The organism is Pseudoalteromonas sp. RWi3 (genome assembly GCF_054960735.1).
On sequence record NZ_JBHNYL010000005.1, the window covers coordinates 232,705 to 259,506 of the forward strand.

General features: G+C 40.6%; 23 protein-coding genes. 15 read left to right on the plus strand and 8 right to left on the minus strand.

Going from position 1 to position 26,802, the window contains the following annotated elements; all coding sequences use genetic code 11:
- Positions 1–134: 134 nt before the first annotated feature.
- Genes ACFI4Z_RS09690 through ACFI4Z_RS09700 form a run of 3 tightly spaced genes read left to right on the plus strand, consistent with a single transcriptional unit; the run spans position 135 to position 2,294 of the window.
- Positions 135–1,172, plus strand: a complete 1,038-nt coding sequence (locus ACFI4Z_RS09690) for an NAD(P)H-dependent flavin oxidoreductase (RefSeq protein WP_462670402.1) — start codon at positions 135–137, stop codon at positions 1,170–1,172.
- Positions 1,173–1,739: a Crp/Fnr family transcriptional regulator gene (locus ACFI4Z_RS09695; protein ID WP_462670403.1), complete on the plus strand. Its 567-nt coding sequence runs from the start codon at positions 1,173–1,175 to the stop codon at positions 1,737–1,739. It abuts the gene before it with no gap.
- Between the two features lie 48 nt (positions 1,740–1,787).
- The gene (locus ACFI4Z_RS09700; RefSeq protein ID WP_462670404.1) at positions 1,788–2,294 is read left to right on the plus strand and encodes a YgjV family protein; all 507 of its coding nucleotides are present in this window, start codon (positions 1,788–1,790) and stop codon (positions 2,292–2,294) included.
- Here ACFI4Z_RS09700 and ACFI4Z_RS09705 read toward each other — a convergent pair.
- Entirely contained in the window at positions 2,281–2,793 is a 513-nt protein-coding gene (locus ACFI4Z_RS09705) for an NUDIX hydrolase (RefSeq protein WP_462670405.1), read from the minus strand. The genes ACFI4Z_RS09700 and ACFI4Z_RS09705 overlap by 14 nt on opposite strands.
- 151 nt (positions 2,794–2,944) lie before the next feature.
- Here ACFI4Z_RS09705 and ACFI4Z_RS09710 point away from each other — a divergent pair, with 151 nt between their 5' ends.
- The 5 genes from ACFI4Z_RS09710 to ACFI4Z_RS09730 are packed head-to-tail and all read left to right on the plus strand — an operon-like array spanning position 2,945 to position 8,479.
- A complete protein-coding gene (locus ACFI4Z_RS09710; protein ID WP_462670406.1) occupies positions 2,945–4,285 on the plus strand; it encodes a sigma-54-dependent transcriptional regulator in 1,341 nt (446 codons plus the stop codon).
- Between the two features lie 21 nt (positions 4,286–4,306).
- The gene (locus ACFI4Z_RS09715; protein ID WP_462670407.1) at positions 4,307–4,522 is read left to right on the plus strand and encodes a histidine kinase dimerization/phospho-acceptor domain-containing protein; all 216 of its coding nucleotides are present in this window, start codon (positions 4,307–4,309) and stop codon (positions 4,520–4,522) included.
- Between the two features lie 16 nt (positions 4,523–4,538).
- Positions 4,539–6,023, plus strand: a complete 1,485-nt coding sequence (locus ACFI4Z_RS09720; RefSeq protein ID WP_462670408.1) for a sensor histidine kinase — start codon at positions 4,539–4,541, stop codon at positions 6,021–6,023.
- Positions 6,024–6,485 (plus strand): response regulator, encoded by a 462-nt coding sequence (locus ACFI4Z_RS09725; RefSeq protein WP_462670409.1) that lies wholly within the window; start codon positions 6,024–6,026, stop codon positions 6,483–6,485. It abuts the gene before it with no gap.
- A 17-nt stretch (positions 6,486–6,502) separates the two neighbouring features.
- A complete protein-coding gene (locus ACFI4Z_RS09730) occupies positions 6,503–8,479 on the plus strand; it encodes a response regulator (RefSeq protein ID WP_462670410.1) in 1,977 nt (658 codons plus the stop codon).
- Here ACFI4Z_RS09730 and ACFI4Z_RS09735 read toward each other — a convergent pair.
- Genes ACFI4Z_RS09735 through ACFI4Z_RS09745 form a run of 3 tightly spaced genes read right to left on the minus strand, consistent with a single transcriptional unit; the run spans position 8,459 to position 12,125 of the window.
- The gene (locus ACFI4Z_RS09735; protein WP_462670411.1) at positions 8,459–9,460 is read right to left on the minus strand and encodes a LacI family DNA-binding transcriptional regulator; all 1,002 of its coding nucleotides are present in this window, start codon (positions 9,458–9,460) and stop codon (positions 8,459–8,461) included. The genes ACFI4Z_RS09730 and ACFI4Z_RS09735 overlap by 21 nt on opposite strands.
- 9 nt (positions 9,461–9,469) lie before the next feature.
- A complete protein-coding gene (locus tag ACFI4Z_RS09740) occupies positions 9,470–10,792 on the minus strand; it encodes a glycoside-pentoside-hexuronide (GPH):cation symporter (protein ID WP_462670427.1) in 1,323 nt (440 codons plus the stop codon).
- Between the two features lie 40 nt (positions 10,793–10,832).
- Positions 10,833–12,125: a GH1 family beta-glucosidase gene (locus ACFI4Z_RS09745; RefSeq protein ID WP_462670428.1), complete on the minus strand. Its 1,293-nt coding sequence runs from the start codon at positions 12,123–12,125 to the stop codon at positions 10,833–10,835.
- 271 nt (positions 12,126–12,396) lie between these two features.
- On the opposite strand from ACFI4Z_RS09745, the gene ACFI4Z_RS09750 reads away from it, so the two are divergent.
- The 3 genes from ACFI4Z_RS09750 (at position 12,397) to ACFI4Z_RS09760 (ending at position 16,976) form a co-directional block, all read left to right on the plus strand.
- Complete coding sequence (locus ACFI4Z_RS09750; RefSeq protein WP_462670412.1) at positions 12,397–13,656, plus strand: sugar MFS transporter; 1,260 nt, start codon at positions 12,397–12,399, stop codon at positions 13,654–13,656.
- A 13-nt stretch (positions 13,657–13,669) separates the two neighbouring features.
- Positions 13,670–16,189, plus strand: coding sequence for a glycoside hydrolase family 3 protein (locus tag ACFI4Z_RS09755; RefSeq protein WP_462670413.1), 2,520 nt, complete (start codon positions 13,670–13,672; stop codon positions 16,187–16,189).
- A 181-nt stretch (positions 16,190–16,370) separates the two neighbouring features.
- Positions 16,371–16,976, plus strand: coding sequence for a fumarylacetoacetate hydrolase family protein (locus tag ACFI4Z_RS09760; protein ID WP_462670414.1), 606 nt, complete (start codon positions 16,371–16,373; stop codon positions 16,974–16,976).
- Positions 16,977–16,998: 22 nt separating this feature from the next.
- Here ACFI4Z_RS09760 and ACFI4Z_RS09765 read toward each other — a convergent pair whose 3' ends face one another.
- The 3 genes from ACFI4Z_RS09765 to ACFI4Z_RS09775 all read right to left on the minus strand — a co-directional run bounded on the left by ACFI4Z_RS09765 (position 16,999) and on the right by ACFI4Z_RS09775 (position 19,457).
- On the minus strand, positions 16,999–17,856 hold the full coding sequence (locus tag ACFI4Z_RS09765) for an ABC transporter substrate-binding protein (protein ID WP_462670415.1): 858 nt from the start codon (positions 17,854–17,856) through the stop codon (positions 16,999–17,001).
- A gap of 108 nt (positions 17,857–17,964) precedes the next feature.
- Positions 17,965–19,017: an aldo/keto reductase gene (locus ACFI4Z_RS09770; RefSeq protein WP_462670416.1), complete on the minus strand. Its 1,053-nt coding sequence runs from the start codon at positions 19,015–19,017 to the stop codon at positions 17,965–17,967.
- 11 nt (positions 19,018–19,028) lie between these two features.
- On the minus strand, positions 19,029–19,457 hold the full coding sequence (locus ACFI4Z_RS09775) for an acyl-CoA thioesterase (protein ID WP_394192736.1): 429 nt from the start codon (positions 19,455–19,457) through the stop codon (positions 19,029–19,031).
- 152 nt (positions 19,458–19,609) lie between these two features.
- Here ACFI4Z_RS09775 and ACFI4Z_RS09780 point away from each other — a divergent pair, with 152 nt between their 5' ends.
- The 4 genes from ACFI4Z_RS09780 to ACFI4Z_RS09795 all read left to right on the plus strand — a co-directional run bounded on the left by ACFI4Z_RS09780 (position 19,610) and on the right by ACFI4Z_RS09795 (position 24,578).
- Positions 19,610–19,810: a hypothetical protein gene (locus tag ACFI4Z_RS09780; RefSeq protein ID WP_462670417.1), complete on the plus strand. Its 201-nt coding sequence runs from the start codon at positions 19,610–19,612 to the stop codon at positions 19,808–19,810.
- Between the two features lie 68 nt (positions 19,811–19,878).
- A complete protein-coding gene (dinB, locus tag ACFI4Z_RS09785) occupies positions 19,879–20,931 on the plus strand; it encodes a DNA polymerase IV (protein ID WP_462670418.1) in 1,053 nt (350 codons plus the stop codon).
- Between the two features lie 316 nt (positions 20,932–21,247).
- Positions 21,248–22,930, plus strand: coding sequence for a carbon starvation CstA family protein (locus ACFI4Z_RS09790; protein WP_462670419.1), 1,683 nt, complete (start codon positions 21,248–21,250; stop codon positions 22,928–22,930).
- A 124-nt stretch (positions 22,931–23,054) separates the two neighbouring features.
- Positions 23,055–24,578, plus strand: a complete 1,524-nt coding sequence (locus ACFI4Z_RS09795) for a M17 family metallopeptidase (protein ID WP_462670420.1) — start codon at positions 23,055–23,057, stop codon at positions 24,576–24,578.
- An 85-nt stretch (positions 24,579–24,663) separates the two neighbouring features.
- Here ACFI4Z_RS09795 and ACFI4Z_RS09800 read toward each other — a convergent pair whose 3' ends face one another.
- Positions 24,664–26,301, minus strand: a complete 1,638-nt coding sequence (locus ACFI4Z_RS09800; RefSeq protein WP_462670421.1) for a methyl-accepting chemotaxis protein — start codon at positions 26,299–26,301, stop codon at positions 24,664–24,666.
- Between the last annotated feature and the right edge of the window lie 501 nt (positions 26,302–26,802).

Genomic DNA, 26,802 nt, shown 5'->3' on the forward strand with positions numbered 1-26,802 from the left:
CAATAAGTGGTTTTTATTTTAATGTACTGATTTAAAATAAGTTTAAATAAAAGTAATGCTTCTCATATTACTGTACTTTAAGATCGGTGCAGGTAATTAATGCAAATGAATGAAAAAGTTACAAGGACGTTTACATGCAAACATTTTTTAATACTGAGTTACCACTTATCCAAGCCCCAATGGCAGGTGTGCAAGACTATCGATTGGCCGCAGCTGTGAGCAACAGTGGTGGTTTAGGTTCATTGCCTTGCGCTATGTTATCAAAGGAGCAATTAATCGATGAAATTACCAAGCTTTGCCAAGCAACCGACAAACCTTACAATTTAAACTTTTTTTGTCACGAAGTAATCGGTTATACGCAGCAGCAAAAGCAGCAATGGCATCAATTACTTTCACCCTATTTAAAAGAGCATGGTATTGATGAGTCTAGTTTGGGCATGACGGCAACTCGTCAGCCAATTGATGAAGAAATAGTAAAACTAATAGCGCCTTTCAAGCCACCGGTGGTGAGTTTTCATTTTGGCTTACCAAGCGGTGAAATTGTTCAAGACATTAAAAGCTGGGGGAGTAAAGTGATTTCAACGGCCACAACTTTAGATGAAGCTATATGGCTCAGTGAAAATGGCGCTGATGCGGTTATCGCTCAAGGTCTTGAAGCAGGAGGGCACCGAGGCCATTTTTTATCTATGGATTTAAGCTTACAACAAAATACTGAGCAGTTAGTTAAACGTTGTGTTGAGCATACATCACTGCCTATTATTGCTGCTGGTGGCATTGCTTCAGCCGATGATGTACAACAGCTTAAAGCGTTAGGAGCTAGTGCTGTCCAAGTAGGAAGCGCTTATTTACTATGTAAGGAGGCAACAACATCAGCTTTGCATCAACAGGCTATTTTAGATCAACAACAAGACGAGACCACATTGACTACATTATTTTCTGGTAGAGCTGCTCGGGGTATTAAAAATAGAGTAATGCGAGAGTTAGGTGCTATACCAAAGGGGGTTCCTGAGTTTCCACATGCCAGCAGTGCAATAACAGCCTTAAGAAGCCGAGCTGAAAAAAGTGCTAAAAGTGACTTTTCATCTTTGTGGTGTGGCCAAAAATATATTCATAGGGTGGGTGTGTCAGCGGCCGATATTACACATGTCTTAATGAACAAATGGCAGTTTTGAATGTCTGAGAATCCACTTTTATCGCTTGGCGACAGTTATGAAGCGCTAGTAAATAAGTTCAAAGTGCAATTGGCTGGTAAGTATCCTCAGCAACGAATAGCGCCCAATACAGTATTAGTGCAACAAGGCGATGTACAAGGTTATGGGTATTTAATTGTTCAAGGGGTTTTAGGCGCTATTCATGACGAGATTGATGGTGGGCAAAAGTGTAAAGAGTTTTATTTTAAAAATGAATTTGCATTGCTGTTTGCCAATTGGATGACTTCAAGCCCCGCGTTTTATCAATTAAAAGTGATTAACGAAGCAAGTGTAATTAAAGTACCACTAACACTATTTGAGCAAGTACAGTATCAACAGATTAAGCAGCAGCTTATTGAACAGCAACTTATTTTTAAAGAAGCCAAGGAGGCATTTTTATTACTCAATAGTCCCGAGCAGCGTTACTGCTATTTACTCAAACATAAACCTCATTGGTTGGCGCAGCTAAGCTTAAGCCAAGTGGCAATGTATATAGGTATTTCACCTATTTCTTTATCTCGAATACGTAAACGCCTTAACTTAAGTTAAGGCGATACTCAATTTACTCCATTAGACTGCTGTTTTTAAGGAGTCACTATGTTTTTACTTTCTCAATGTTTAGTTGGCGTTGCTACTTTACTCGACTTAGCTTCATTTCAATTTAAGTCTCGACGATTTATTTTATTGTGTTTATTTGGCTCAGTGCTACTAACCTCTGCACACTTTTTCATATTGGGTCAGCAAAATGCTGGCTGGCTAATGCTTATTGCAGCCGCACGTTACTTGTATTGCGTTTTTGCAAGGCAATTCATGGTGATGCTAGGGTTTATTATATTAAGCGTGGTGGCTGTATTTATTACTTGGCATAGCTGGTTAAGTGGATTAGCTTTAATCGCAACACTTATTCAAACTCTAGCGTCATTTCAAGCTAAAGACCTTAAACTGCGCTTCTTGATGATAGTAGGTACCAGCTTATGGATGGCGCATAACATAATGGTAGGTTCGCCCATTGCAGTGCTAATGGAAGGCTTATTCTTAACCAGCAATATTGTTGGCTTGTATCGATTTTACCGCCATCAAGCGTTTGTTACTAAAGCTGTTTAGCAATTGCTTTCAACAAGTAGGTTTCTCTAATGATAGATAACCCTTGTTTGTCACTATTAGCAATTGTGCGTTCATTATGAGCAATGGCTTCATGTATGTTTATCCATTTGGCTTGCATACCATTTTGTTGTTCGTAATGTTCTAGTTGTGCCTGACCTAATGTGTCATTGATGTCACAAAAGTAACAGTAAGATTTTATATGAATGACCTCATAGTCATCCTTATACCAAGGGCGATACTCTTCATAAAGGCCAAACTCCCCATTTATTTTAATATTTTGTGCGCCCGTTTCTTCTTGCAGTTCACGGATTAACCCTTGCTCTATCGTTTCAAAATTATCAACGCCTCCGCCAGGTAAACTATAATCTTCATAGCGAGCGGTATACATTAATAATATTTGCGATCCCTTTAGTACAATTGCTCGACTGGTAACGCGTGTAAATTGGCTTATGTTATCGGCCGATATACTCGGGTGGGTTGTTATTTTGAGAAGTTGCATAACGCTCCTAGAATTCTATTTTAAATAAAGAGTTATATGTGATCGAAATTGTTTTTATTTGCATATATATGGTGTTGATAGTTGAATTTTTAGGTTCAGAACCCATTTATTATGTTACGCTATTAGGAAATATAAAGCATAGGGAATAATCATGTTAAACATACTTTTGGTCGATGATGACAGTGAGTTCAGCGATGTTGTCTGCCATATAGTGGAGTTTTTAGGTCATAATATAGACACAGCCGCTAATTTAGCTGAAGCACAACAATGGTTTGAAAATAATACCTTTGACCATGTGTTCCTTGACTTTATGCTACCAGATGGCAGCGGTTTACATTTGGTTGAACATCTCAACAGTATTGGGCAAAGCCCCAAAATTACGCTCATTTCAGGCCATCCTTCGGTAAAAGGTAAGCTTGCCCAGATGTGTGCCCCAAATGTAGGGCACCTCGTTAAACCACTTCAGCGAGAAGACATTGAGCGAGTTCTAAACCCAAAAAAGAACACTGAAAAGAAAAAGAAACAGCCAAGCATACAAAAATATTTTGGTACATTAATTGGCGAATCGCCTGTCATGCAACAGCTATACACTATGATTGAACGCGTAGCGAGCACCAATGCAAACGTTATGCTCATGGGTGAAAGTGGTGCGGGTAAAGAAGTGGTTGCCCAAGCTATCCATAATGCTAGTCAATGTGAAGGGCCATTAGTTGCAACTAACTGTGGCGCTTTATCTAAAGAGTTAATCGGCAGTGAGTTATTTGGTCATGAAAAAGGTGCGTTTACTGGCGCTATTGCACGAAAAGAAGGGGTGTTTGAACAAGCCGCAAACGGCACTTTATTTTTAGATGAAGTGACAGAAATGCCTATTGAGATGCAACCAAACTTATTGCGGGTGTTAGAGAGTAAAAAAGTAGTGCGCGTTGGTGGCAATAAAGAATTACCTGTTGATTGTAGAGTGATTTCAGCGACCAACCGATCATTAGAAGATTTAGCGCAAAATAACGTTATTCGTGAAGATATTTATTTTCGTTTAGCCGTATTCCCCATCGATATCCCTGCTTTAAGAGATCGAAAAGAAGATATTGAATTGCTAGCTAAGGCGTTTTTAGAGCAGTTAAATGATGAAAATGGCACAGACTTTATTTGGCAAGCAGCGCAACTGAAAGAGCTTAGCGGTTATGATTGGCCAGGAAATGTGCGTGAGCTTCGTCATGCAATTCATCGTGCATTTATTATGAGCGACCCAAAAGGTAAAACAATAACTTTACCAAGTAATTTAGAATCTCCATTCTCACGTGTTAATAAAAAGTCACAAGCAAATCAAGTTAGCGCAGGTCAAACGATTGAAGAAGTTGAAAAAGACCTGATTCACGCCACATTAGATAAAGTTCAAGGTAATAAAACGCTTGCCGCGCAGATGCTTGGAATTAGCACAAAAACATTATACAACCGGTTAAATGCATACGGTGGTATTGGCGAATACAGTTAATAATAACAGCTGAGGAGTAAAATGAAGGATAAAGAGATATTAAGAACATTGGTTCATGATGCAAGAGCACCGCTTAATCGAATTTCAATGAATGCTGAATTAATTAAAATGATTTTAGAAAATGATATGCCAAAGGACAAAGCATTATCAGCAATAGATAAAATTATTAATAATTGTCAGCAATGCAGTGAAGACTTGCAAAAAATATCTGATTTAGATTCTTCAGAGTCAACTTGACCACCAAGGAAAATAAATGATACTGCAAAAGCAACAAGGTAGCACAAATGTTATATGGGCAAGCTTTATCGCTGTTGTGTTGTGTATTGTTATTGGCAATGCGTTTTTAGCCGTCAACACAATTCAAAACTTAACACAAACACAGCAACGCCTTGATGATACGAGTATGTTAAATACAGCTGTTGAGAAGTTACATTTGTCTGTTTTGCAAGCAGAGTCTGGCCAGCGAGGTTATTTGCTAACTGGTGAGGATGATTACTTGATTCCTTACTACTATGCTTTAGAGCAACTCACTTCACAAGCCAAAATTGTCAAGGGATTACGCTCTGAAATCGATGGACAGGCTGAAAGTGTAGCGAAGCTATTACTGCTAGTGGATGAGAAAGTGCGTATTCTTACACGCACTGCTGAACTTGCTTTGGCAGATAAAGAGCGCAAAGCTCATTATTTGCTTGAAACCCATGAAGGGCGAAATCTTTATAGAGAAATCCGTATTCTAACGGATAAAATTCAATCGGCAGAATCAGCGTTTGAGCTAGCGCAATTTAGAAAGTTGGGCCAGATAAAACAAGAAGCCAAGATCACCTTTGCAATAACAGCTATTACGAGTGGATTGTTAATCTTTGGCATGTTTGTTTTGATCCGTATTAATTTACGCGAATCTGCAAAATATAGGCTAGAACTGGAACATCAAAATGAAACCTTGGCTTCAAAGGTAGCAGAGCGTACTCAAGAGCTTACTTTATATTCAGACGAATTAAGCCGTTCTAACAGAGAGCTTGAAGAATTTGCTTTTGTAGCGAGTCATGATTTACAAGAGCCACTGCGTAAAATACAAGCCTTCAGTGACCGATTAGAAAGCATGTTTAAAGATGAGCTTGGTGAAAAGGGCATAGATTACATTGGTCGCATGAAAAATGCTGCAAAGAGAATGTCGACTTTGATAAATGATTTGTTGGAGTTTTCTCGGGTGACAACACGAGGGAAGGACTTTGAAGATACCGATCTTAATAATGTAATCAACGAAATTATTGCTGATTTAGAGATCGCGATCACCGAATCAAAAGCGCAAATAAGCGTTAATAATATGCCAGTGATTAAAGCTGATCCAAGCCAAATGCATCAGTTATTTTTAAACTTATTATCTAATGCCGTTAAATTTAGGCGACAAGATGTTGCACCTATTATTACAGTTAATTATGAACATGTGCATGAGTTTAGTGACGACCACAATACTGAGCTGGATTGGCAGGTGATAACCGTTAAAGATAACGGAATTGGCTTTTCACAAGAGTATACAGACAAAATATTTGTTCCGTTCCAACGTCTTCATGGACGCTCACAATATAAAGGTACAGGCATCGGTTTGTCTGTTTGCAGACGCATTGTTGAACGACATGGTGGTACTATCACGGCTAAAGGTGTTGCCGATGAAGGTGCTACTTTTATTATTAAATTACCAGTGGAAGCAGAGCTTTTCACACTGCAAGGAGAGGCTTAAATGTCATTCAAAAAAGTTAAACCAATCACTATTTTAATGGCAGATGATGATGAAGATGATCGTTTGTTAGCGCAAGATGCCCTTGCCGAAAGTCGAGTGATAAATGACTTACATTTTGTTGAAGATGGCGTCGAATTACTTGAGTACCTTGAGCGCAGAGGCAAGTATGAAGATAAAGAATTATCACCACGTCCAGGGCTTATTTTACTAGATTTAAATATGCCGCGCATGGATGGTCGAGAAGCGTTGCAGGCTATTAAAGCAAATGCGAATCTAAAAGGGATCCCTGTTGTAATTTTGACAACTTCCAAGCAAGAAGAGGACATGGTCAGAGGTTATGACTTAGGAGCCGCTTCTTATATTACTAAACCGGTCACGTTTGATGGCTTAGTTGACCTGATGAAAACATTAGGTAAGTACTGGGTCGAATTTGTTGAGTTGCCAAGTACGTTTAACGATTAAGGAAGTCCATAAGCGCTATGATAGACAAGCCCACGAAACTATTACTTGTTGAAGATGATGAAGATGATTACATTCTAACGTGTGACTATCTGGATCAACTTACTTCACATACTTTTGATATCGAGTGGGTTAGTGATCCACAGCTAGCAGTAAAAGTGCTTTCTCAGAGCAGGCATGATATCTGCCTGCTTGATTATCGATTAGGTGCATCGGATGGCCTTGAAGTATTAAAGCAAGCAGTCGAAAATGGTTTTGATGGGCCAATTATAATGCTTACTGGGCAATCTGACGATGCCCTTGACTCAGCTGCATTGGATGCGGGTGCTGTTGATTACCTTGTTAAAAATGAGATGAGTAGCAGTCGATTTGCTCGCTCTATCCGTTACGCTTTGGCTCGAAGAGATATTGAAGATGAGCGTATTGAGCGGCTCAAAGCGGAGGCTGAAAATAGATCAAAAGACCGCTTTTTAGCACACTTAAGCCATGAATTACGTACGCCACTGTCGTCTATCTTAGGCTATACCGAATTACTCATGCAGGGTGACTTTAATGAGTATGCAAGTAATGAGTTAGGTGTTATTTACCGTAATGGTAGGCATTTGTTGAGTTTATTAAATGATGTCCTAGATTTATCAAAAATAGCAGCCGACAAACTTGAGATAACCTGCACAGATGTCAATCTGGATAGCTTGATGGCAGATGTTTTCACATTGATGCGCGTATCGGCTCTAGATAAGGGATTAAGTTTACGCTTTGAATCGCTAGAGCCACTTCCTCTTGTTGTTAACGTTGATGCCACGCGTTTAAGACAAATTTTAATAAATATTATAAATAATGCGATTAAGTTTACTGAGCAAGGTGAAATAACCGTACGGGCATGGACTGAAATAGTCGATGGCACAGAGAAGCTATTTTTTAGTATCAAGGATTCAGGTCTTGGGATTGCTAAGGAAAAACAAGCGTTAATATTTAAACCATTTGAACAAATAGCTGATGTTGAATCGCGCGCAGTGGGTGGTGCTGGGCTTGGTTTAGCCATTTGTTCTGAATTGCTCAGTCATATGCAAGGTGGAATAACACTGGACTCCACTGTTGGTAAGGGCTCAGAATTCACAATTTCGCTTTATCCAGGTGATATACAAGATGTACAGCGTCATGTTTTAAAACTTGATTTAACTCCTAATATGCAGCAAAAAGCGACTTCATGCCGTGTTGAAGGGCGCGTACTTGTGGTGGATGATTTACGTGATTTACGTATGTTAGTGGGGCACATGTTGACCTCTGCTGGTGCTGATGTTGTTTATGCCGAAAATGGTAAGCAAGCGCTGGATAAAGTTGAAAAAGCAAGGTCTGAGGGAAAGCCTTTTGATATTGTGTTTTTAGATATACACATGCCTATAATGGGCGGAAAAGAAGCAACAATAGAACTAAGACGCCAAGAATTTAAGGGCGCTATCATCGCATTAACCGCGGCGACAATGAAGGGTATAAAAAGTGAATTGATTGCTTTAGGCTTTAATGATGTGATTGGTAAGCCTGTAGACGCAAGCCATCTTTATCAGTGTTTAGAGGAGTATCTAACACAAGCTAAAGAAGCCGATATAGCTGAGTTACCCAAGACGCAAAAGTTAGACGAAATAGACGAAGTGTCACCTCGTTTCTTGCTCGTTGAAGATGATGCTGATGCTGCGCAAATAACCCAGTTATTATTGGAAAGCTTAGGGATTGAAACATCTATTGCACGCAGTTTTGAACAGTGTATTTCGATACTTAAAGGGGATTCGCAATATGATAAAGCGTTGCTCGATATGCATTTACCTGACGGTAGTGGGCTTGAGCTTGCTCAACATATAAAGCAACACTACCCACATATAGAACGGGTTATTGTCAGTGGCGTAGAGCCAGATCCTTTACAAATTGAGCAACTTAAAATTGAGTCGGTTTTATTAAAACCAATTAATTTATCGTTGTTATCAAGCCTTATTAACAACTGATTGGCGAATGACAAGCTCGGGTTCAAAGACGGTTTGTAGCACAGGAGTGGTCTTTTGATACACTTCGCTTAGAACCCAGTTAGCTGCCATGCGGCCCATTTCGTCAATAGGGTAGTTAATTGTGGTTAATGGCGGGAAAACGTGCCGAGTGAAAAACACGTTATCGTATCCCATAATTGAAAGGGCTTCTGGCAGCACAACACCACATTCGCGTGCACTTGCCATAGCACCCGTTGCCATTTCATCATTCGCACAAATTAACGCTGTAAAAGAGTGCGCAGAATCATGTAATTGTTTATAGCCATGTGTGCCCCCGCTTTCCATAAAGTCACCTTCATAAAGTAGTTGCTCATCAAACGCGATGTCATGCTCTTCCAAGGCTTGTTTGTGGCCTGCTAGGCGCTCTTGTGCATCTTTTTTCCAAAGCGGGCCGCTTATATAGGCAATGTTTTTATGTCCTTGTTCTAAAACGTACTTTGCCGCTAAATAGCCTCCGTGCTTATTATTTAACGTGATACAGCGCTCTGCTAATTCAGGAATAAAGCGGTTGAGTAAAACAAATGGTGTTTTACCTTTAGACAGCTCAATAAGATATTGATCGCTTACCGCTTCAACATGCAAAATTAAGCCATCGCAATTGCGGCTAATTAGAAACTCTATTGCTTGCTCTTCACGTGCTTTGTCACTGTGACCGGCAGCAATGATAACGTGCTTACTTTGCTTACGAAAAACATTTTCTATACCGCCCATCATCGGTCCGTAAAAAGGGCCTGACAACTCAGATACCAATAAACCCACACTATTTGAGCAATTTGAAGCAAGCGATTGAGCAATTGAGTTGGGTCTATAGCCGAGCTCATTCATCGCGGACGTTACTTTTTTTCGCGTGGTATCACTGACATTTGCATTGTTGTTCATTACTCGCGAAACAGTCGCTAGAGAAACCCCAGCAAGCTTTGACACCTCATAAATGGTGGCCATGTTTTTCCTTTACGTGTTGGTAGACGTGTTGTTACTTGTTGCTAAATCAGCGTTTATTTGTTTTACGGTTCTATTGTCAAGAATATACCTTTTCATGATTAATGCGACAAGCACACTACCAATAGCGGGGTATAAGGTGAATGACATCAATATACCATTTTTAGTTGCTTCACTGAGTACTGTATTTGCTTGATAATCATAATAAGCGAGTAGCCAGCCAGCTAGTGCGCCGCCTAGAGCAAGGCCAAGTTTGATGAAAAACACAACACTGGCATAAACAAGGCCGGTTAAACGTTGGCCATCTTGCCATTGACCAAAGTCAATGGTGTCGGCCATTTTTGCCCACAATAATGGGGTTGCCATTTGTGTAAAAAAGCACCATAAAAAATAAATACCAAAAGCAAGTAGCAGGTTGTCATTGGGTAGCCAAAACGCAAGGCAACTAATAGCAGCAGAAATGTACTGTAAGTAAATGTAGGCGGTTTTCTTATCGACAAATTTACTTAGAGGCTGAGCACAGGCGCAGCCTAAAATGTTTCCTATCATTCCTAAGGTTACAAATTGGGTGACCAAATCGCCTTCACCTAGTACATATTTAATGTAGTAAATAGCCAGCGTTGTACGTAATACCATGCTTGTTAGCAGCACAGCTGATGCGCAGCAGAGGACTTTAAAGGGGCCATTTTTCCAAAGTGTCGCCATTTGTTGTTTTAAATTGAGCTGCATGGCCTGACTTGCGCAAACGCGCTCTTTGGTAAACCTAAAACAAATAAGAAACAACACTACGCCAAGGCAACTCATCAATACCATGGTAAGTTGATAACCCAGCGCGTTGTCACCTTCGCCCAGCCAATTCACTAATGGTAATGTGCACGCACTAACAATTAAGCCGCCGAGCATGCCAAATACAAATCGGTAAGATTGAATTGACACACGCTCACTCGGATCGCGACTCAGTACCCCGCCAAGTGCGGAGTAGGGGATATTAATTGCGGTGTAAACCAACATGAGTAAAGTATAAGTGATAAATGCATAGATAACTTTGCCAGAATCACTTAAATCAGGGGTTGTGAAAGTGATGATGCTAATCAACCCAAAAGGCACAGCAAGCCAGAGTAAGTATGGTCGATAACTGCCATAACGAGTGCGAGTTGAGTCAGTTAATGAGCCCATAAGCGGGTCTGTAATTGCATCTATAACTCTAACTACTAAAAATAAAGTACCCACTACAGCAGGAGAAATACCAAATATATCGGTATAAAAAAAAGTTAAAAATAACATCACTGTTTGAAAAATGATGTTACTCGCGGTGTCACCTAAACCATAGGCTATTTTTTCTTTTTTAGTTAGCATAGCCGGTTCTCATTGATTCTTAGCGTTGTTTTAATAGGGCGCGATAGTGTTTTGCACTTTCTTTAAGTGTGCGTTGCTGGGTTATATAATCAACATAAACCAGACCAAAGCGTTTTTCATAACCGTATGCCCATTCGAAATTATCCATGAGACTCCAAGCAAAATAACCTTGTACGTCAACACCTTGTTTAATCGCGTCGTCAACGGCATTCAAATGGGTGTGATAATAACTGACACGGTCATAATCTAGCACTTGATTATTTTGGCAAGTATCTGCCATAGCAGCACCATTTTCAGTGATATAAATCTTAGGCAAGGTGTATAACTTATTTAATGAGATTAAAAGTTCAGTTAAACCTTGTGGATATATTTCCCAGCCCATATCCGTGATATCAACATCGGGTAATGGCACTTCTTCAAACCAGTTACCAGCTGTTTTTTTATAATGTATTCGAGTGTAGTAATTCACCCCAATAAAATCAATCGACTGGCTAATAATTGCCATGTCATCTGGTGCGATAATCGGTTGTGCAGCAACAGGTAATTCATTTAAAAGTGACGGGTATTGCCCTTCTAGCACAGCCTTTATGTACCATTGATTGTGGTATTCATCAGCACGTTGTGCCGCGGGTGCATCATCTTCAGTAAGTGGATAAGCGGGGCTAAAGTTTAAAACGATGCCGGCTTCAACATTGGGACAATTTTTACGTAACACATTCATTGCTAAACCATGAGCTAGCAATAAGTAATGGGCTGCTTGTCGTCCGGCCTTTTGGTTTTTAATTCCAGGAGCATGAACGCCAATTTCATACCCTAAATAGGCGCTGCAAAAAGGTTCGTTTAATGTTGCATATGAATCAACTAACCCACTTAGTGCGTGGCTCACTATGTCTGTGTATGCAGCAAACGCATACGCTGTATCGCGGCTTTGCCAGCCCCCTGCATCTTCCAAGTATTGAGGCAGATCCCAGTGATATAAAGTGACGTAAGTTTTTATGTTACGTGCTTTTAACGCTGTTAATAGTTCACGGTAAAACGTGATGCCTTGTTGGTTCACACTACCATCTTGGTTTATTACACGCGGCCATGAGATGGAGAGGCGATAAGCATCCACGGCTAAATCGGCTATCATCTCAACATCTTGTTGCCAGTATTGAACATGCTGACATGCTTTATCGCCATTGCTTTGATCTGCAATGGTATTGGGCTTAGCACAAAAAGTATCCCAAATGGATGCAAGGCGTGAGTCACGGGCCCCTTCAATTTGAAATGAGGCTGTAGCAACACCAAAAGTGAACGATGGCTTTAGCATTGCAGATTGCTTAGGTAAAGAGATTGTTTTAAACACGATTAGGAATGTCCTCTTACTTTTGGTGGCAATGCGCATTATATAAAATACATCATAACGAGTTCATGTAAGCGCTTACAATATTGTTGTAAATAAATTGATAAATAAATTTTATATGGTATAAATGTAAGCGCTTACATTTTATGTTGCAACTATTATTTACTTTTTTAAATACTTGGAAAGGTGCGTAAATAGAGGCAATCAACTGATAATTATTAATAATTAGAGATATATTATGGCACAAGCGCCTTTGACAACACAGCAACACAATGACATCGAGGCGATGCCGAAGCAAACATTTGCTCTTGCGTCGTTAACCACCTTATTTTTTATGTGGGGCTTCATAACATGTTTAAACGACATTTTAATCCCCTATTTGAAGGGCATGTTTTCGCTTTCGTACACGCAGGCCATGTTAGTGCAGTTTTGCTTTTTTGGCGCCTACTTCGTGATGTCTATTCCCGCAGGTAAACTGGTCAGTAAGATTGGCTATCAATATGGCATTGTTGTTGGGTTAGTAGTTGCAGCAATAGGCTGTGCACTGTTTTATCCAGCCGCTGATGCACATGTTTATGAACTGTTTTTATTTGCATTGTTTGTATTAGCGTGCGGCATAACAATTTTACAAGTGTCAGCCAACCCCTATGTTAGTGTATTGGGAAGTTCTAAAACAGCTTCCTCGCGACTCACAATGACACAAGCGTTTAACTCATTAGGGACAACCGTTGCGCCTATCTTTGGTGGTTGGTTGATTCTTAGTGAAATAAGCCAAGCCACAGCTGAGCAAGTTAAACTGCCTTATTTAATTTTAGCTGCAAGCTTACTGATATTAGCTGTCATTTTTGCTTTTCTAAAGCTTCCTAAGTTGGGTAAAACAGATTCTCAAGAACATGTTCAACCAGATGATAATTTTGTAGATTTAGGCAGCGTTTGGCAGTATCGCCACCTTATTCTTGGTGCAGTAGGTATTTTTGTGTACGTCGGGGCTGAGGTTGCTATTGGTAGCTTTTTAGTAGGCTTTTTAACCCTTGACCATATTACTGCGCTCAGCGAGCAACAAGCCGCACATTATATTAGTTATTATTTTGCAGGGGCGATGATTGGACGTTTTGCAGGTGCGGTAATCATGCAAAAAGTAAACGCGCATTTAGTACTGGCTTGCCATGGATTATTAGCCGTTGTGTTTATTCTGATTGCTATGACCGGGCAGGGCTCATTAGCTATGTGGGCTATTTTATTGGTTGGTTTATGTAATTCAATAATGTTTCCGACTATCTTTAGTTTGGCATTACAAGGCTTGGGTAAATATACCTCTCAAGGCTCGGGGATTTTATGTCTAGCAATTGTTGGTGGGGCTATCGTGCCGCTGCTGCAAGGCATATTAGCAGATAACATGGGTGTGCAATTAGCATTGATGCTGCCTATTATTTGTTACCTGTACATCACATACTTTGCGCTATCAGGCTCAAAGGTTTCTTCAACTCGTCAACAATAATTAGGTGCAAACCATGACTTTAAAAAAACCATTCACACTTTCGGCGCTACTAATGGCGACAATGGCGATGAACGGCTGTTCTGGCCCTGATACCAAACCTATAAACGAGAAAAGTGATTTACAAATTTGGCCAGCCATTTCAACGGGTATTACTGACGATGCCGATATGGAAGCTAAAATAGCTAAACTGCTGTCAAGTATGACATTAGAGCAAAAAATAGCGCAAATGATTCAGCCTGAAATCCGCGATATTACGGTTGAAGATATGCGTAAATACGGCTTTGGCTCATATTTAAACGGCGGGGGAGCGTTCCCTAATAATAATAAACATGCCTCAGCTGCAGACTGGATAGACTTGGCTGAAAAAATGTATCAAGCTTCGGTTGATGATTCATTAGATGGTATCAATATCCCAACTATGTGGGGAACGGATGCCGTGCATGGACACAATAATGTCATTGGTGCGACGCTATTTCCACATAACATTGGCTTAGGGGCGACAAATAATCCCGAGTTAATTGAGAAAATAGCAGCAGCTACAGCACAAGAAGTAATGGTAACAGGCATTGATTGGGTATTTGCACCTACTGTTGCTGTAGTGCGAGATGATCGTTGGGGCCGTACTTATGAAGGATATTCAGAGGATCCTCAGATAGTTAAATCGTACTCAGCGGCAATTGTAAAAGGCTTGCAAGGCGCTACAGATAAAGACTTTTTATCAGATAGACGTGTGATCAGCACGGTTAAACACTTTTTAGGTGATGGTGGTACGCAAGGCGGTGATGATCAAGGTAATAATATAGACAGTGAAGCGGATTTATTTGCTATTCACGCGCAAGGCTATGTAGGTGGATTAAGCGCGGGTGCGCAAACGGTTATGGCCTCGTTCAATAGCTGGCATGGTGAAAAAATACATGGCAGTAAGTACCTCCTTACTGATGTACTCAAAGGGAAAATGGGCTTTGATGGATTCGTTGTTGGCGATTGGAATGGTCATGGGCAAATTCCAGGTTGCACCAATGGTGACTGTGCACAAGCCGCTAATGCAGGCTTAGATGTATATATGGTTCCAACAGATGCATGGAAACCACTGTATGAAAATCTAATTGAACAAGTCAAAAATGGCACCATTGCGCAATCACGTATTGATGATGCGGTAACCCGAGTTTTACGTGTAAAAATGCGTGCGGGTTTATTTGATAAACCAAGCCCGGCAAAACGACCACTTTCAGGTAAAACAGAGGTTATTGGTAGCGCTGAACATCGTGAAATTGCAAAACAAGCTGTTCGCGAATCGCTTGTGTTGCTTAAAAACAAGCAACAGTTACTTCCTCTTTCACCTAAGGCTAACGTACTTGTAGCTGGTCTTGGTGCTGACAATATTGGTATGCAGTCAGGTGGTTGGAGTATCACGTGGCAGGGAACGGGTAATGAGAATAGTGACTTCCCAGGTGGTACGTCAATTCTGGATGGTATTAAACACACCGTTAATCAAGCCGGTGGGCAAGTTCAGTATGATTTAAATGGCAAGTTTAATACTCGTCCAGACGTTGCAATTGTGGTATTTGGAGAGCAGCCATATGCAGAGGGTAATGGTGATTTAGATAACCTTGAGTATCAACGTGGTAATAAAACCGATTTAGCTTTGTTGCGTAAGCTTAAAGATAAGGGTATTCCTGTTGTATCGTTATTTATAAGCGGGCGACCAATGTGGGTAAACGCTGAATTAAATGCCAGCGATGCTTTTGTGGCAACTTGGTTACCTGGAACAGAAGGGGATGCGATCAGTGATGTGTTATTTTCGCATGCCGATGGCTCTGTAAATAACGACTTTAAAGGCAAGTTATCGTTCTCTTGGCCCAATAATCCAGTAGATAATCATAACCGTGGTGATGAAAACTATGCGCCATTGTTACCATACGGATTTGGCTTGACCTATACAGACAAAAATACACTCGGTGATGACCTTGCGGAGCAAAGTCAATCATCGCAACAACTTGAAGATTTAGTGATGTTTGACCGAGCAGTTAAATCGCCGTGGAGCCTTGTATTACAAAGTGCAGAGCAACAAAAAACGATGGCTAGTAGTCGTGAGTCTGTTGGTGCTGTCAGTGTTAAAACGTTTGATAAAGATGTACAAGAAGATGCCAGAGCAATCAGTTTTACAGGCGGCGAACCTGCTGCTGTGCGTTTAATGGCTGCATTTCCATCAGACTTGCGTTCATACGTTGAAAAGTCAGGTCAATTGCAGATGCAAATTAAAGTTGATCAGGCTGCTGATGCGCCGCTTTGGCTAGGTATGCAATGTGGTGATGACTGTCAGGGGAAATTTGATATTTCAGAACAGCTCAAGGGACAAAGTGGCTGGCAAACTCTGAACATAGATTTAGCGTGTTTTGCAGATCAAGGTGTTAACTTGTCTCAGGTATTCTCACCTTGGCAAATAAGCACGTCTGCAGCTTGGCATGTATCAATTGCAAAGTTGAGTATTCACACTAATCGTGATGCTACCTCTGCAATAACCTGTCAGTAAAAAAGTTCAATCCCTTCTAGCAGGTACTTAGCCCATTAGTACCTGCTATTTTTTAACGATTAACATCCTGTATATCCTGTGCCTATTTACGCTAACCCATTGATGAAAAGCATTAAATTTTATGCTACTGTGATTTGATAAAAAATTGCTATGTTTAAGCTCTAAATAAAGGCCATTAAAAATGAACCCATCTTTATCGTTAGCTCCCTCGAAAATTGTTTGTGTTGGACGAAATTATGTTGAGCATATTAACGAGTTGGGCAATCAAATAGCCGACCAGATGGTGGTGTTTAATAAGCCAAACACAGCAATTAGCAGTCAACTTTCGAGTGAACATAATGGCGAGCCATTGCATTTTGAGACTGAGATCTGTTTTAAAGTACAGCATGGTCGCTTAGCTGCTGTAGGGGTTGGTTTAGATCTTACTAAACGTGATTTACAATCAAAACTAAAAGCGAAAGGATTACCTTGGGAGCGAGCGAAAGCATTTGATGGCTCCGCTTTATTTAGTCATTTTGTTGCATTAGAGCAGGATGACATTGCTAAATTAAAAATCTCACTCAGTATTAATAACCAACTTCAGCAACAAGGTGATGTGGGGTTAATGCTTTACAAGCCAGCAGATATATTAACGCAAATAAGTGAGTTTATGACTTTAAATGATGGCGATATTATTATGACTGGCACACCAGCTGGTGTAGGAAAGGTAATCGCTGGGGATGTTTTTAAGGTCCACTTATTATGTGCAGAGCAGTCGCTTATTGAGGTGTCTTGGCAGGCGGTTTAGCCAATATATTTTGCTGGTAAATTTAATTAAAATTATTAAATGAGTTTTTTAACCAAAATAGTTGACTGCGTTGATACGCTTTAGAAGGAAGTACTTCTTGCGTCAACACCTTGTTTATTTTTTCAATAGCCTTGCGACCAAACCCATTTGGGGCACTTGAGGAGCAACCAATAGCACCCAGTACAATTGGCGCATGGTTCGCCTCAAAGTTTAAAGCAACAATAGTGTTTTGCTCATTTTCTCGGTTGAAGTAATCTGCCATGAATGGGTAATCAATCGTATAGTCAATATACCCATGATTAATACGTGAGATCACAGTTTTAGATTCATTTTCACTACCCCAGCTTAAAGAAGCTGAATTATAGGTTTGCGTATTTTTTGCAATCTCATTTAGCTTAGGCGTGAATTTTCTCGCTGCACTTTGACCAAAAACAAACTCGGGATCAATAAGCAGGTATACAAGTTGCACGGGTTGTCCGTGCTTATTATTTATTTTAGTCGCATTGTTAGCGGTGGTAATAATACTAAAGGGGGGATAAACCGCTGTGGGGACTGAGTAGGTTGCTCTTGCGGTATCTTCTTTACGGTAAATCATGTATGGAAAGCAGGCATTTTTACCTTCGTCTAAATTTTTGCCAATGCGCTTTTGTGGCATCACAATACGGGTGTGTTTAAGTGAGGGTAAGTGTTCAATCAGTTGCTCAACGAGGTTGTCACATAACCCGCCGTAAGGTGTGAGTTCTGTTTTATCTAGGCGAAAAGGGGGAGTGTCACTTTGTAGCCATGTAATCTCTGTTATGTTATCAGTTGTGTTAGCGAATGCGCCTGATGTCCAAAGTAATAAAAGCGCTGCGTTGTTTTTGCTCCATCGTTTAATCATTAATAAACCCCAACTATATTATTTTATCCTGTTGTTAATTATAGAAGGCTTTTAATGAGCTGCTAATGATTAACCAATAGCAGCTCATTATTTTATCAAGAGTATGTATTAAAAAGGGGCAGGGAATTGTTGATATACCTGTGCAATATCATCTAACGTTTGTTCGCTGAGTTGAATATTAAATGCATCTATATTTTCTTTAAGCTGTGTCATGCTGGTGGCACCAATTATTGTTGATGACACACCATCGACTTGATTACACCATGCAAGGGCTAGTTGTGCTGGTGTAATGCCTAGTTCGCTGGCAATCGCGATGTACTGGTCGATTGCTTTCTCTGAGGCTTGGGTATTACGAAACAAACCATTACGTTGCGATATTGTCCAACGGCTGCCTGCTGGGCGAGCTCCATTTTGGTATTTGCCACTGAGCATCCCCCCTGCAAGAGGTGACCACGGAAGGTACGCAACATCTTCATGAATACATTGCTCTATTAGGTAAGGCCAATCTTTACCATGAATAAGGCTAAACTCGTTTTGAATAGACACCATGCGTGGCAAGTTATGTTCATCACTTAGGCGTAAAAATTGGCTAATGCCCCAAGGCGTATCATCAGACAAACCGCAGTGTTTTATTTTTCCTGCTTTTACACAGTCATTTAACCCTTCTAGAATATCGAGCATGCTGGCTGTGTTTTGTTCGGTGTTTGCTTCACTAAAACGAATTGTTCCTGGAAAATGACGGCCAAAGTGAGGGGTTGAGCGATTTGGCCAGTGTAACTGGTATAAATCGATTACATCGGTTTTTAAGCGTTTGAGTGAGCCCTCAACAGCATCAATAACTGATTGACGTGTTATGTCGCCACCTTCTCTTACCCAAGGTAAGCCATTGCCCGCAATTTTAGTCGCAATAACAACATCATCACGTTTAGCTTTATTACGTGACAGCCAATCACCAATGATCGCTTCTGTTTTACCGTAGGTATCAGCAGAAGGTGGGACTGCGTACATCTCTGCGGTATCAATAAAGTTAACACCGCAGGCCAATGAATAGGCTATTTGCTCATCTGCATCAGCTTGTGAATTTTGCAGGCCCCAAGTCATACTTCCTAAACATACGCGAGAAACATTGATTCCACTTCTACCTAATGGATTATATAACATGGTGATTCCTTTTATTCTTGCGAGTAAGTTTTTAGCGCCTCGATGAGCGGGTCACTTAAGGTTGCTTTTTTACCTGTTTTAAAATTAAACATAACGACTTGTGATGATCCAACGGTTGTTATGGCATTTTGTTGCTGGCTAAAAACAGTGTAGTGCATCATAAAACGATCAGCTTTAATATCGCTAATTGTTACACCCACAAGTACGGTGTCAGGAAAAGTTACCGGGCGTTTATAGCGGGCATTATTTTCACTGATCACCGGACCAACACCGGTTGTTTGCAAGTCTTCGAGTAGGTTTACTTGATTAAAGAAGTCAATGCGAGCGGTTTCAAAGTAACGAAAATATACCACGTTGTTGACGTGTTGCAGGGCATCCATTTCACCCCACGCTACATTTATTTTAGTGTGGATAGGGTATTGTTCTATAAACGATTGCATAGCAAAGCTCTATTAATTTTAAGAGTCTTTAGGTTAGCAATATGGTGCTTTGAGCTCAAGCAGATTAGAGTTTTTATAAAAACATCACTATATTTAAAAGCTAAATGGTATTTACCGCTTCATTTTTAATTTTTGGCTTAAAGGAGTTAATTATGCAATTGGTTACAGAGAAAGTATTAAAGTGGATAGCTTTATTCGTTCTGCTTTGTTTGTCGCTTGCTTTTTATGCAATGGGAAATGCGTCAGGTGTCATTATTTTGATTGTGATGGGGTTTGCGTTTGAAGGTGTTTTTTGGTTATTTGGTCATAAGTTAGTTACGCGTAAAAAATCCCTTAACCCTCAATCAAATTAACGAACTTGCTAATCGATAAAACTTAATTAATAATAGCTGTTCATATATACAGTTGTTTGGTTTGGGAAATGAAAAAGTTTATTCATATCGACATGGATTGCTTTTATGCAGCAGTTGAGATGAGAGATAACCCATCGCTTGCGAATGTTCCCTTGGCGATAGGGGGAAAGAGCCGCAGAGGGGTGCTCTCGACCGCTAATTATATTGCTAGGCAATATGGCGTACGCTCTGCGATGTCGAACTACCACGCAAAACAATTATGCCCTGACTTAGTGATCGTGCCTGGACGTATGCATGTTTACAAAGAAGTATCTCAACAAATTCGCGCGATTTTCCAAGATTATACACACCTAATAGAACCCCTCTCACTAGATGAAGCATACCTTGATGTGACCGACAGCACTGCATGCAAAGGCAGTGCAACCTTAATAGCGCAGCAAATAAGAGCGGATATATTTGCAACGACCGGATTAACCGCCTCAGCAGGAATCGCACCTATTAAGTTTATTGCCAAGATAGCCAGTGATGAAAATAAACCAAATGGTCAATGTGTTGTGCTGCCAGAAAATGTAGACGACTTTTTAGCAACCCTACCACTTGGAAAAATCCCCGGTGTTGGTAAGGTCACATTAGAGAAGCTTAATTTAAAAGGATTATATACCGGGGCTGATGTATGCGAAAAGGGGATTAACTGGATGCAACAGCATGTGGGTAACTTTGGTGTGTCGCTATACCAAAAGTGTGCGGGGTTGCACATTGGCACTGTATCAACAGAACGGATTAGAAAATCGCTAAGTGTTGAACATACTTATGAATACAACAAAACCAGCTTACAAGAGTGCTTAGAACAATTACCTTCGTTATTAGAGGAGCTAACTCGTCGGTTAGCCAAGCAGCAGTTAGAGCAGAAAATTAATAAATTAAGCGTAAAAGTAAAGTTCGCAAACTTTGTAGTAACGTCAGCAGATCAGGCATTTCACCAACTTAACTCAGGCATCTTGAGTGAGCTGTTAACTAAAGCATATGAGCGTGGAAACCAGCAGCCCGTGCGGCTGCTAGGGATTGGAGTTGGTATCAAAAGCGAACCACAACAACATCTTCAGTTAAGCATATTAGACTAAAGGTTTAGAGTCATAATAAGGGAATTATTGTTAGGGTGTAGATTGAACATAATTCTATTGTGTCGCTTCAAAAAATCAGGTTGAAAGCTCTAACAAAGTGGGGAATAAACGTTGCTACGAGTAAATGGTCACCTGCCTTTTTAAAGTCATAAATACAATTAGGTAACGTGTTTTTTAAAACGTATATAACCGATTTGCTCATTTAATGGATAATTATATTTTTTAAATTTGCTGTCAAAATAACGTGCCACATTCAACCTTGCTTGTATTTTGTGCACACACGGGTATATCAATTTTAATTATAAGAGAGAATGCTATGCAATCAGTTGTAATTGTACTGCTGGGTATGGTTGGAATGCTTTTTGGTTGGTTTGTTTATTCTAAATTTATCGCCGAGAAGATTTTCAAGATGGACGACAATTTTGTCACACCCGCGCATGAGTTAGAAGATGGTGTGGATTATGTGCCAACAAACAAAGTCGTTCTTTGGGGGCATCATTTTACCTCAGTTGCCGGAGCTGCGCCAATTGTAGGGCCCGCTATTGCTGTTTACTGGGGCTGGGTGCCTGCAGTTCTTTGGGTTGTGTTTGGTACCATATTTTTCGCCGGTGTGCATGATATGGGCGCTTTGTGGGCGAGTGCGCGCAATAAAGGCAAGTCCATGGGAGCACTCTCAGAGTCGGTTATAGGCAAACGTACTCGAGCTCTGTTTATGATTGTTGTTTTCCTTGTATTGTTGATGGTTAATGCCGTATTTGGCGTGGTCATTGCAAAGTCGTTTATTAACAGCCCTAATGCAGTGTTTCCTGCATGGTCAGCCATTGTGGTGGCACTTGTTATAGGTCAGCTACTGCGCAAGAAAGTATCGCTTATCCCATTATGTTTTATTGGCGTTGGGATCTTGTACTACACCATCTATTTAGGCAGTAGCATGCCAATAATGTTACCAGATGAGTTGTTCGGTTTATCTGCGAATGCAAACTGGATAATTATCTTATTTATTTACGCTGCGATTGCGTCTTTATTACCAGTTTGGATGTTATTGCAACCACGTGATTTTATTAATGGTATGCAATTACTTGTTGGTTTAGTGCTGTTATACGGGGCAGTATTTGTGTCTATGCCAGATATCACGGCGCCTGCATTTAATACGCAAACAGCCATAGATACTCCAAGTATTATCCCACTGTTATTTGTGACCATTGCCTGTGGTGCCGTTTCTGGTTTCCATGGCATTGTGTCATCAGGGACTAGCTCTAAACAATTAAATAAAGAGACGGATGGTCGCTTTGTAGGTTATTTAGGTGCGGTTGGTGAAGGTATGCTTGCATTAATCACGCTGGTGGCTGTCAGTGGTGTTGCCTTAGCTGTATCACCTGAGGAGTGGCATGAAATTTATAGCCACCTAGGTGCGGGTAGTGTGGGAGCCTTTGTTAATGGTGGCGCAAATTTGATTGAAAGCGGTTGGGGTATATCCAACGAAATAGCGTCAACATTGCTTGCTGTTATGGTGGTGTTATTTGCAGGGACTACAATGGATTCTGGTGTACGCTTACAGCGTTATATTATCCAAGAGTGGGGTGATATCTATAATATCAAAGTGATTAAAAATGGTGTTATAGCAACAATCATTGCTGTTTTGAGCTGCTTATTACTTGCGTTTGGTGCAGGTGGCGCCAGCGGAAGCGGGGGAATGATTATATGGCCTCTGTTTGGTTCGACGAATCAAATTTTAGCAAGTTTAACTTTATTGGTTATCTCGGTGATTCTGATTAAAGCTAATCGTCCTGCGCGATATACTTTGATCCCAATGAGCTTTGTGTTAGTTATGGCATTCTTCGCGGGTATTATTAAATTAGGCGAATATTACCAGCAAGGTAATTGGTTACTTGTGATACTTGATGTTGTTGTGCTGGTGATCAGTGTATTCGTAATGCTTGAAGCGTGGTCTGTTATTGCAAAACACCGCCGCGATAATGCATTTAAATCTGTTAAATAGCAGGCAGTTTAAGCTGTAAAACTTAGTTGCCAGCGATGTGTTGACTCATCTCACATTACTGGCAATAGGTACTTAAATAAATGATAATAAGGTCCTGAGCTTTTTGACAACAGGACCTTTTTTTATGGCATACCCACATGCAGTTGCAGCCCCGCAGCTCGATAACGCAAAACATGATGCGCTCATTCTTATTGCTGATGACTTTTCACAGCTAGACGATCCTAATTTGAGCAAAGCAATTAAAGCTCAAATGGCTGTTGATGCACGTATTGGTAAACAAGTTACATTACTTGTTATTGACTCTAAACGAGTAATCTTAGCGCCTACAGGTCCTTTAAACCGTGATTACGATGATGTGCGCCGTTACTTTGATGCTGCTAAACTAGCAATTAACGAAGCGAAAGCATCAGGTAGTAAAAAACCAGCCATTTTCCTTCCTCAGGCAAGCCAAGACTCTCGTTATCAATATGCGTTAGAAGTTGCTTACTTAGGTGCATGTCAAGCATTGTGGCAACCGCTTGAAGCCCGTGAGCACCACGGTGAAGGTATTGAGCCTATTACACAAATCGCGCTATTTGGTGCTTCAGAACAAACGATTAAAGCCGTTAACGCTATTGCAGCTGGGCAGTACGCAGCACGTGATTTGTGTGGTACTGAACCTGAGCGTATGGCACCACCAAGATTTGCTGATTATTGTGTTGATTTATTTAAAGACTCTAGCGTAAATGTCGAAGTCATTTCAGATATCAAAGCGATTGATAAAGATTACCCAATGATGAGTACGGTTGCCCGTGCATCGTATGCGGTAGAGCGTCATCATCCACGAGTAGTCAAACTTGAATATGTTCCAGAGGGAGAAGTTACCCGCACGTTAATGTTCGTTGGTAAAGGTTTGGTTTACGATACAGGTGGCGCAGATTTAAAAGTTGGTGGCTACATGGCAGGCATGAGTCGAGATAAAGGCGGCGCAGCATCGGTTGCAGGCTTTATGAAGTCAGTTGCTGACTTTCAACCAAAAGGCGTTAAGGTTATTGCCTTTTTAGCCGTGGTTCGTAACTCAATTGGTTCAGATTGTTTTGTTCCAGATGAAATAATTACTAGCCGTGAAGGTGTTCGCGTTCGTATTGGTAATACTGATGCCGAAGGGCGCTTGGCGATGGGTGATTTATTAAGTGAGATGAAAGACCTTGCTAAAAATGAAGTTAACCCAGAGCTATTCACTGTTGCAACATTAACAGGTCATGCTGCCCGTGCAATGGGGCCTTACAGTGCTTATGTTGAAAATGGCCCTGCACGTGTTGCTAAAGTGTCACGTAAATTGGCCGATTGCGGTGATTTATGGGCTGATGGTGCTGAAGTATCACGTAGTCGTCGTGAAGATTACGATTTTATCAAACCACGTACTTTGGCTGATGATGTGTTATCAAGTAACAATGCAGCGTCTGCGGTCACTGCCCGAGGCCACCAATTTCCAATGGCATTTTTAGCAGTAGTTGGCGGGTTGGATAAGCATGGCAGTGAGTCTGCTCACCCAATTCCATATGTTCATATGGATATAGCCGGTAGCGGTGTCGAGGGTGGTGATTGGCAACATGGTAAACCAACAGCAGCAGGTTTAAGTAGCTTATTCGCTCGCTACTGTTTGTAATCTAAGCGCTAAATAACCAAAGTTCAGGTTAAATAAAAAGCCCCGCCAATCAAATTGGCGGGGCTTTATGTTTTTTGAGGTTGTATTAATCTAATTTAAAGCGGTTGACTACATCATTTAGTTCTTGGCTGCTGTGTTTTAAATTATCACTGGCATCAGATAGTTGAGTCGTGTTTTGTAATGACTGTTCTGTTGATTGCGATAGCTCATTAATTCGAAGGTTTACTTCATCTGCTGCGCTTGACTGTTGCTCAGTTGCCCGTGCTATTTGGCTGTTCATGTCTGTAATTACAGTGACAAGACGCTCAATTTCAGAAAGTGAGCTGTTAGCCGTGCCGACTTGTTCAACTGTACTACTAGATAGTTGCTGACTTGCAGTAACAGCTTCAACAGCAGCTTGTGCGCCTTTTTGTAGTTTGGCTATCATGGCCTGAATTTCGTCGGTACTTTTACCTGTTCGGCTGGCCAACGTTCGTACTTCATCTGCGACAACAGCAAAGCCTCTACCTTGCTCGCCTGCTCTAGCTGCTTCAATGGCCGCATTTAATGCAAGTAAATTTGTTTGTTCAGCTATGCCACGAATAACATCCAGTACCGACCCTATGTTGTTACTCTCTTGCGCTAAATCAGCCGTTACTTGGCTTACTGTTTCGATATGATGCGACAGCGTTTCGATTGCTTTGATCGTTTGTGCTACCACATTTTTACTATCAGATGCGTTAGTTGCCGCCTCAGATGCGGCGTGCTCTGCAGCTTCAGCATTGCGACTTACATCATGTATTTGGTTAGTCATTTGCGCCATAGCGGTGGCAACTTGGGTTGAGCTATCATTTTGTAATTCGATGACTGATAAATTTGTTTTACTTGCCTCATCAATATTGTGCGCATATTGATTTACGTTATTTGCACTTAACGCTACATGTTTGAGTGATTCACGCATTTTATTTGTATATAAATTAAAGTGGCGAGAAAGGCGTGATACTTCATCATTTCCTTGCTCATCAAGTGCTTGAGTTAAATCGCCTTCACCTTGAGAGATATCTTTCATCATGTTTGCGGCAAGTTTTGTGGGTAATAATATGCTGCGAGCAATTAAGTAACTAAGCCCAATTAGCAGTAAAATAATAACAGTTGCATTAATAATCACTAAGTTGCGAAGGTGTGCAAAAGCTTCATCTATTGTGTCAATGTAAACACCTGAACCTACAATCATTTGCCAAGGTTTAAAGCCTTTAACGTAGGCAATTTTATCAACGGGTTTATCGGCCCCAGGTTTTGGCCATTTGTAAGGAATGATCCCCTCACCTTGTGTTTTTACTAAGTTAACCATGTCAACAAATAGCAATACACCATCAGGGTCCTTGGTATTGCTTAATGACTTGCCAACGAGGTTTGGTTTAAAAGGATGCATTACCATTGTTGGTGTATAGTCATTAACCCAAAAATAGTTATCACCATCATAACGCAATGCTTTTAGTGCATTGAGCGCAGCTTGTTTGGCTTGTTGCTCATTCATTTTCCCGCTTTGCTGTAGTGCGTAAAAGTGGCTAAAAATACTGTGCGCAGATTCAACCAAGTTTTTTGTTTTAGTGTGTTGCTCGGTTTTCAACGAATCATATTGCTGAGTTAATGTGGTAACACTTAACAGCATTAAGCCAATAACAACAACGCATACTAATAGCGCTAATCGCTGAAAAATTGTAAATCGACGAAGGTACGACATAGCTGTTCTCAATAAGTTAATATGTTTGGTCGTTATTGTGTGTTGTTACACCTGCTCTTATTTAAGAGTATTTAAAGGTAATTGCTTGAGTGTTTAATGGTTTCTCAGTATTTACTGAAATTTTATTAAGTTAAAGCTTACCTAATCAGAGTAAGCTCTAATATTTAAGGCTAAGCACTCTTAATTGAGTGTAGTAAAAAAAGGTAATATATCTAGGGCCTGTTTACTTTTTAAGGTGATAACGCAGCATCAATGCCAAACAGGCGCTGCCCTTTGGGTTGTGCCTAGGGGGGATTTCCTCTTTGTTGTCTAAATGGATGTAGGTAAGGGGAGTGATCAGGATGCGGTCGCTTTGCTCAATTTTGACTTAACCCGCTAGGTTACAAACTTCGCGCCGCGATTCAATAGCTCCTGATTTAAATGAATTTTAATCCGCAAAGGTCAGCAGGCTCTAGGCGTTTGCTATAGATTTATCGTTTTAAAATTCACAGAAGATAAGAG

What these genes read in the sequence shown, in the direction of transcription:
- ACFI4Z_RS09690 (WP_462670402.1), top strand. Translation starts at nt 135, where the DNA reads ATGCAAACATTTTTTAATACTGAGTTACCACTTATCCAAGCCCCAATG.
- ACFI4Z_RS09695 (WP_462670403.1), top strand. Translation starts at nt 1,173, where the DNA reads ATGTCTGAGAATCCACTTTTATCGCTTGGCGACAGTTATGAAGCGCTA.
- ACFI4Z_RS09700 (WP_462670404.1), top strand. Translation starts at nt 1,788, where the DNA reads ATGTTTTTACTTTCTCAATGTTTAGTTGGCGTTGCTACTTTACTCGAC.
- ACFI4Z_RS09705 (WP_462670405.1), bottom strand. Translation starts at nt 2,793, where the DNA reads ATGCAACTTCTCAAAATAACAACCCACCCGAGTATATCGGCCGATAAC.
- ACFI4Z_RS09710 (WP_462670406.1), top strand. Translation starts at nt 2,945, where the DNA reads ATGTTAAACATACTTTTGGTCGATGATGACAGTGAGTTCAGCGATGTT.
- ACFI4Z_RS09715 (WP_462670407.1), top strand. Translation starts at nt 4,307, where the DNA reads ATGAAGGATAAAGAGATATTAAGAACATTGGTTCATGATGCAAGAGCA.
- ACFI4Z_RS09720 (WP_462670408.1), top strand. Translation starts at nt 4,539, where the DNA reads ATGATACTGCAAAAGCAACAAGGTAGCACAAATGTTATATGGGCAAGC.
- ACFI4Z_RS09725 (WP_462670409.1), top strand. Translation starts at nt 6,024, where the DNA reads ATGTCATTCAAAAAAGTTAAACCAATCACTATTTTAATGGCAGATGAT.
- ACFI4Z_RS09730 (WP_462670410.1), top strand. Translation starts at nt 6,503, where the DNA reads ATGATAGACAAGCCCACGAAACTATTACTTGTTGAAGATGATGAAGAT.
- ACFI4Z_RS09735 (WP_462670411.1), bottom strand. Translation starts at nt 9,460, where the DNA reads ATGGCCACCATTTATGAGGTGTCAAAGCTTGCTGGGGTTTCTCTAGCG.
- ACFI4Z_RS09745 (WP_462670428.1), bottom strand. Translation starts at nt 12,125, where the DNA reads ATGCTAAAGCCATCGTTCACTTTTGGTGTTGCTACAGCCTCATTTCAA.
- ACFI4Z_RS09750 (WP_462670412.1), top strand. Translation starts at nt 12,397, where the DNA reads ATGGCACAAGCGCCTTTGACAACACAGCAACACAATGACATCGAGGCG.
- ACFI4Z_RS09755 (WP_462670413.1), top strand. Translation starts at nt 13,670, where the DNA reads ATGACTTTAAAAAAACCATTCACACTTTCGGCGCTACTAATGGCGACA.
- ACFI4Z_RS09760 (WP_462670414.1), top strand. Translation starts at nt 16,371, where the DNA reads ATGAACCCATCTTTATCGTTAGCTCCCTCGAAAATTGTTTGTGTTGGA.
- ACFI4Z_RS09765 (WP_462670415.1), bottom strand. Translation starts at nt 17,856, where the DNA reads ATGATTAAACGATGGAGCAAAAACAACGCAGCGCTTTTATTACTTTGG.
- ACFI4Z_RS09770 (WP_462670416.1), bottom strand. Translation starts at nt 19,017, where the DNA reads ATGTTATATAATCCATTAGGTAGAAGTGGAATCAATGTTTCTCGCGTA.
- ACFI4Z_RS09775 (WP_394192736.1), bottom strand. Translation starts at nt 19,457, where the DNA reads ATGCAATCGTTTATAGAACAATACCCTATCCACACTAAAATAAATGTA.
- ACFI4Z_RS09780 (WP_462670417.1), top strand. Translation starts at nt 19,610, where the DNA reads ATGCAATTGGTTACAGAGAAAGTATTAAAGTGGATAGCTTTATTCGTT.
- dinB (WP_462670418.1), top strand. Translation starts at nt 19,879, where the DNA reads ATGAAAAAGTTTATTCATATCGACATGGATTGCTTTTATGCAGCAGTT.
- ACFI4Z_RS09790 (WP_462670419.1), top strand. Translation starts at nt 21,248, where the DNA reads ATGCAATCAGTTGTAATTGTACTGCTGGGTATGGTTGGAATGCTTTTT.
- ACFI4Z_RS09795 (WP_462670420.1), top strand. Translation starts at nt 23,055, where the DNA reads ATGGCATACCCACATGCAGTTGCAGCCCCGCAGCTCGATAACGCAAAA.
- ACFI4Z_RS09800 (WP_462670421.1), bottom strand. Translation starts at nt 26,301, where the DNA reads ATGTCGTACCTTCGTCGATTTACAATTTTTCAGCGATTAGCGCTATTA.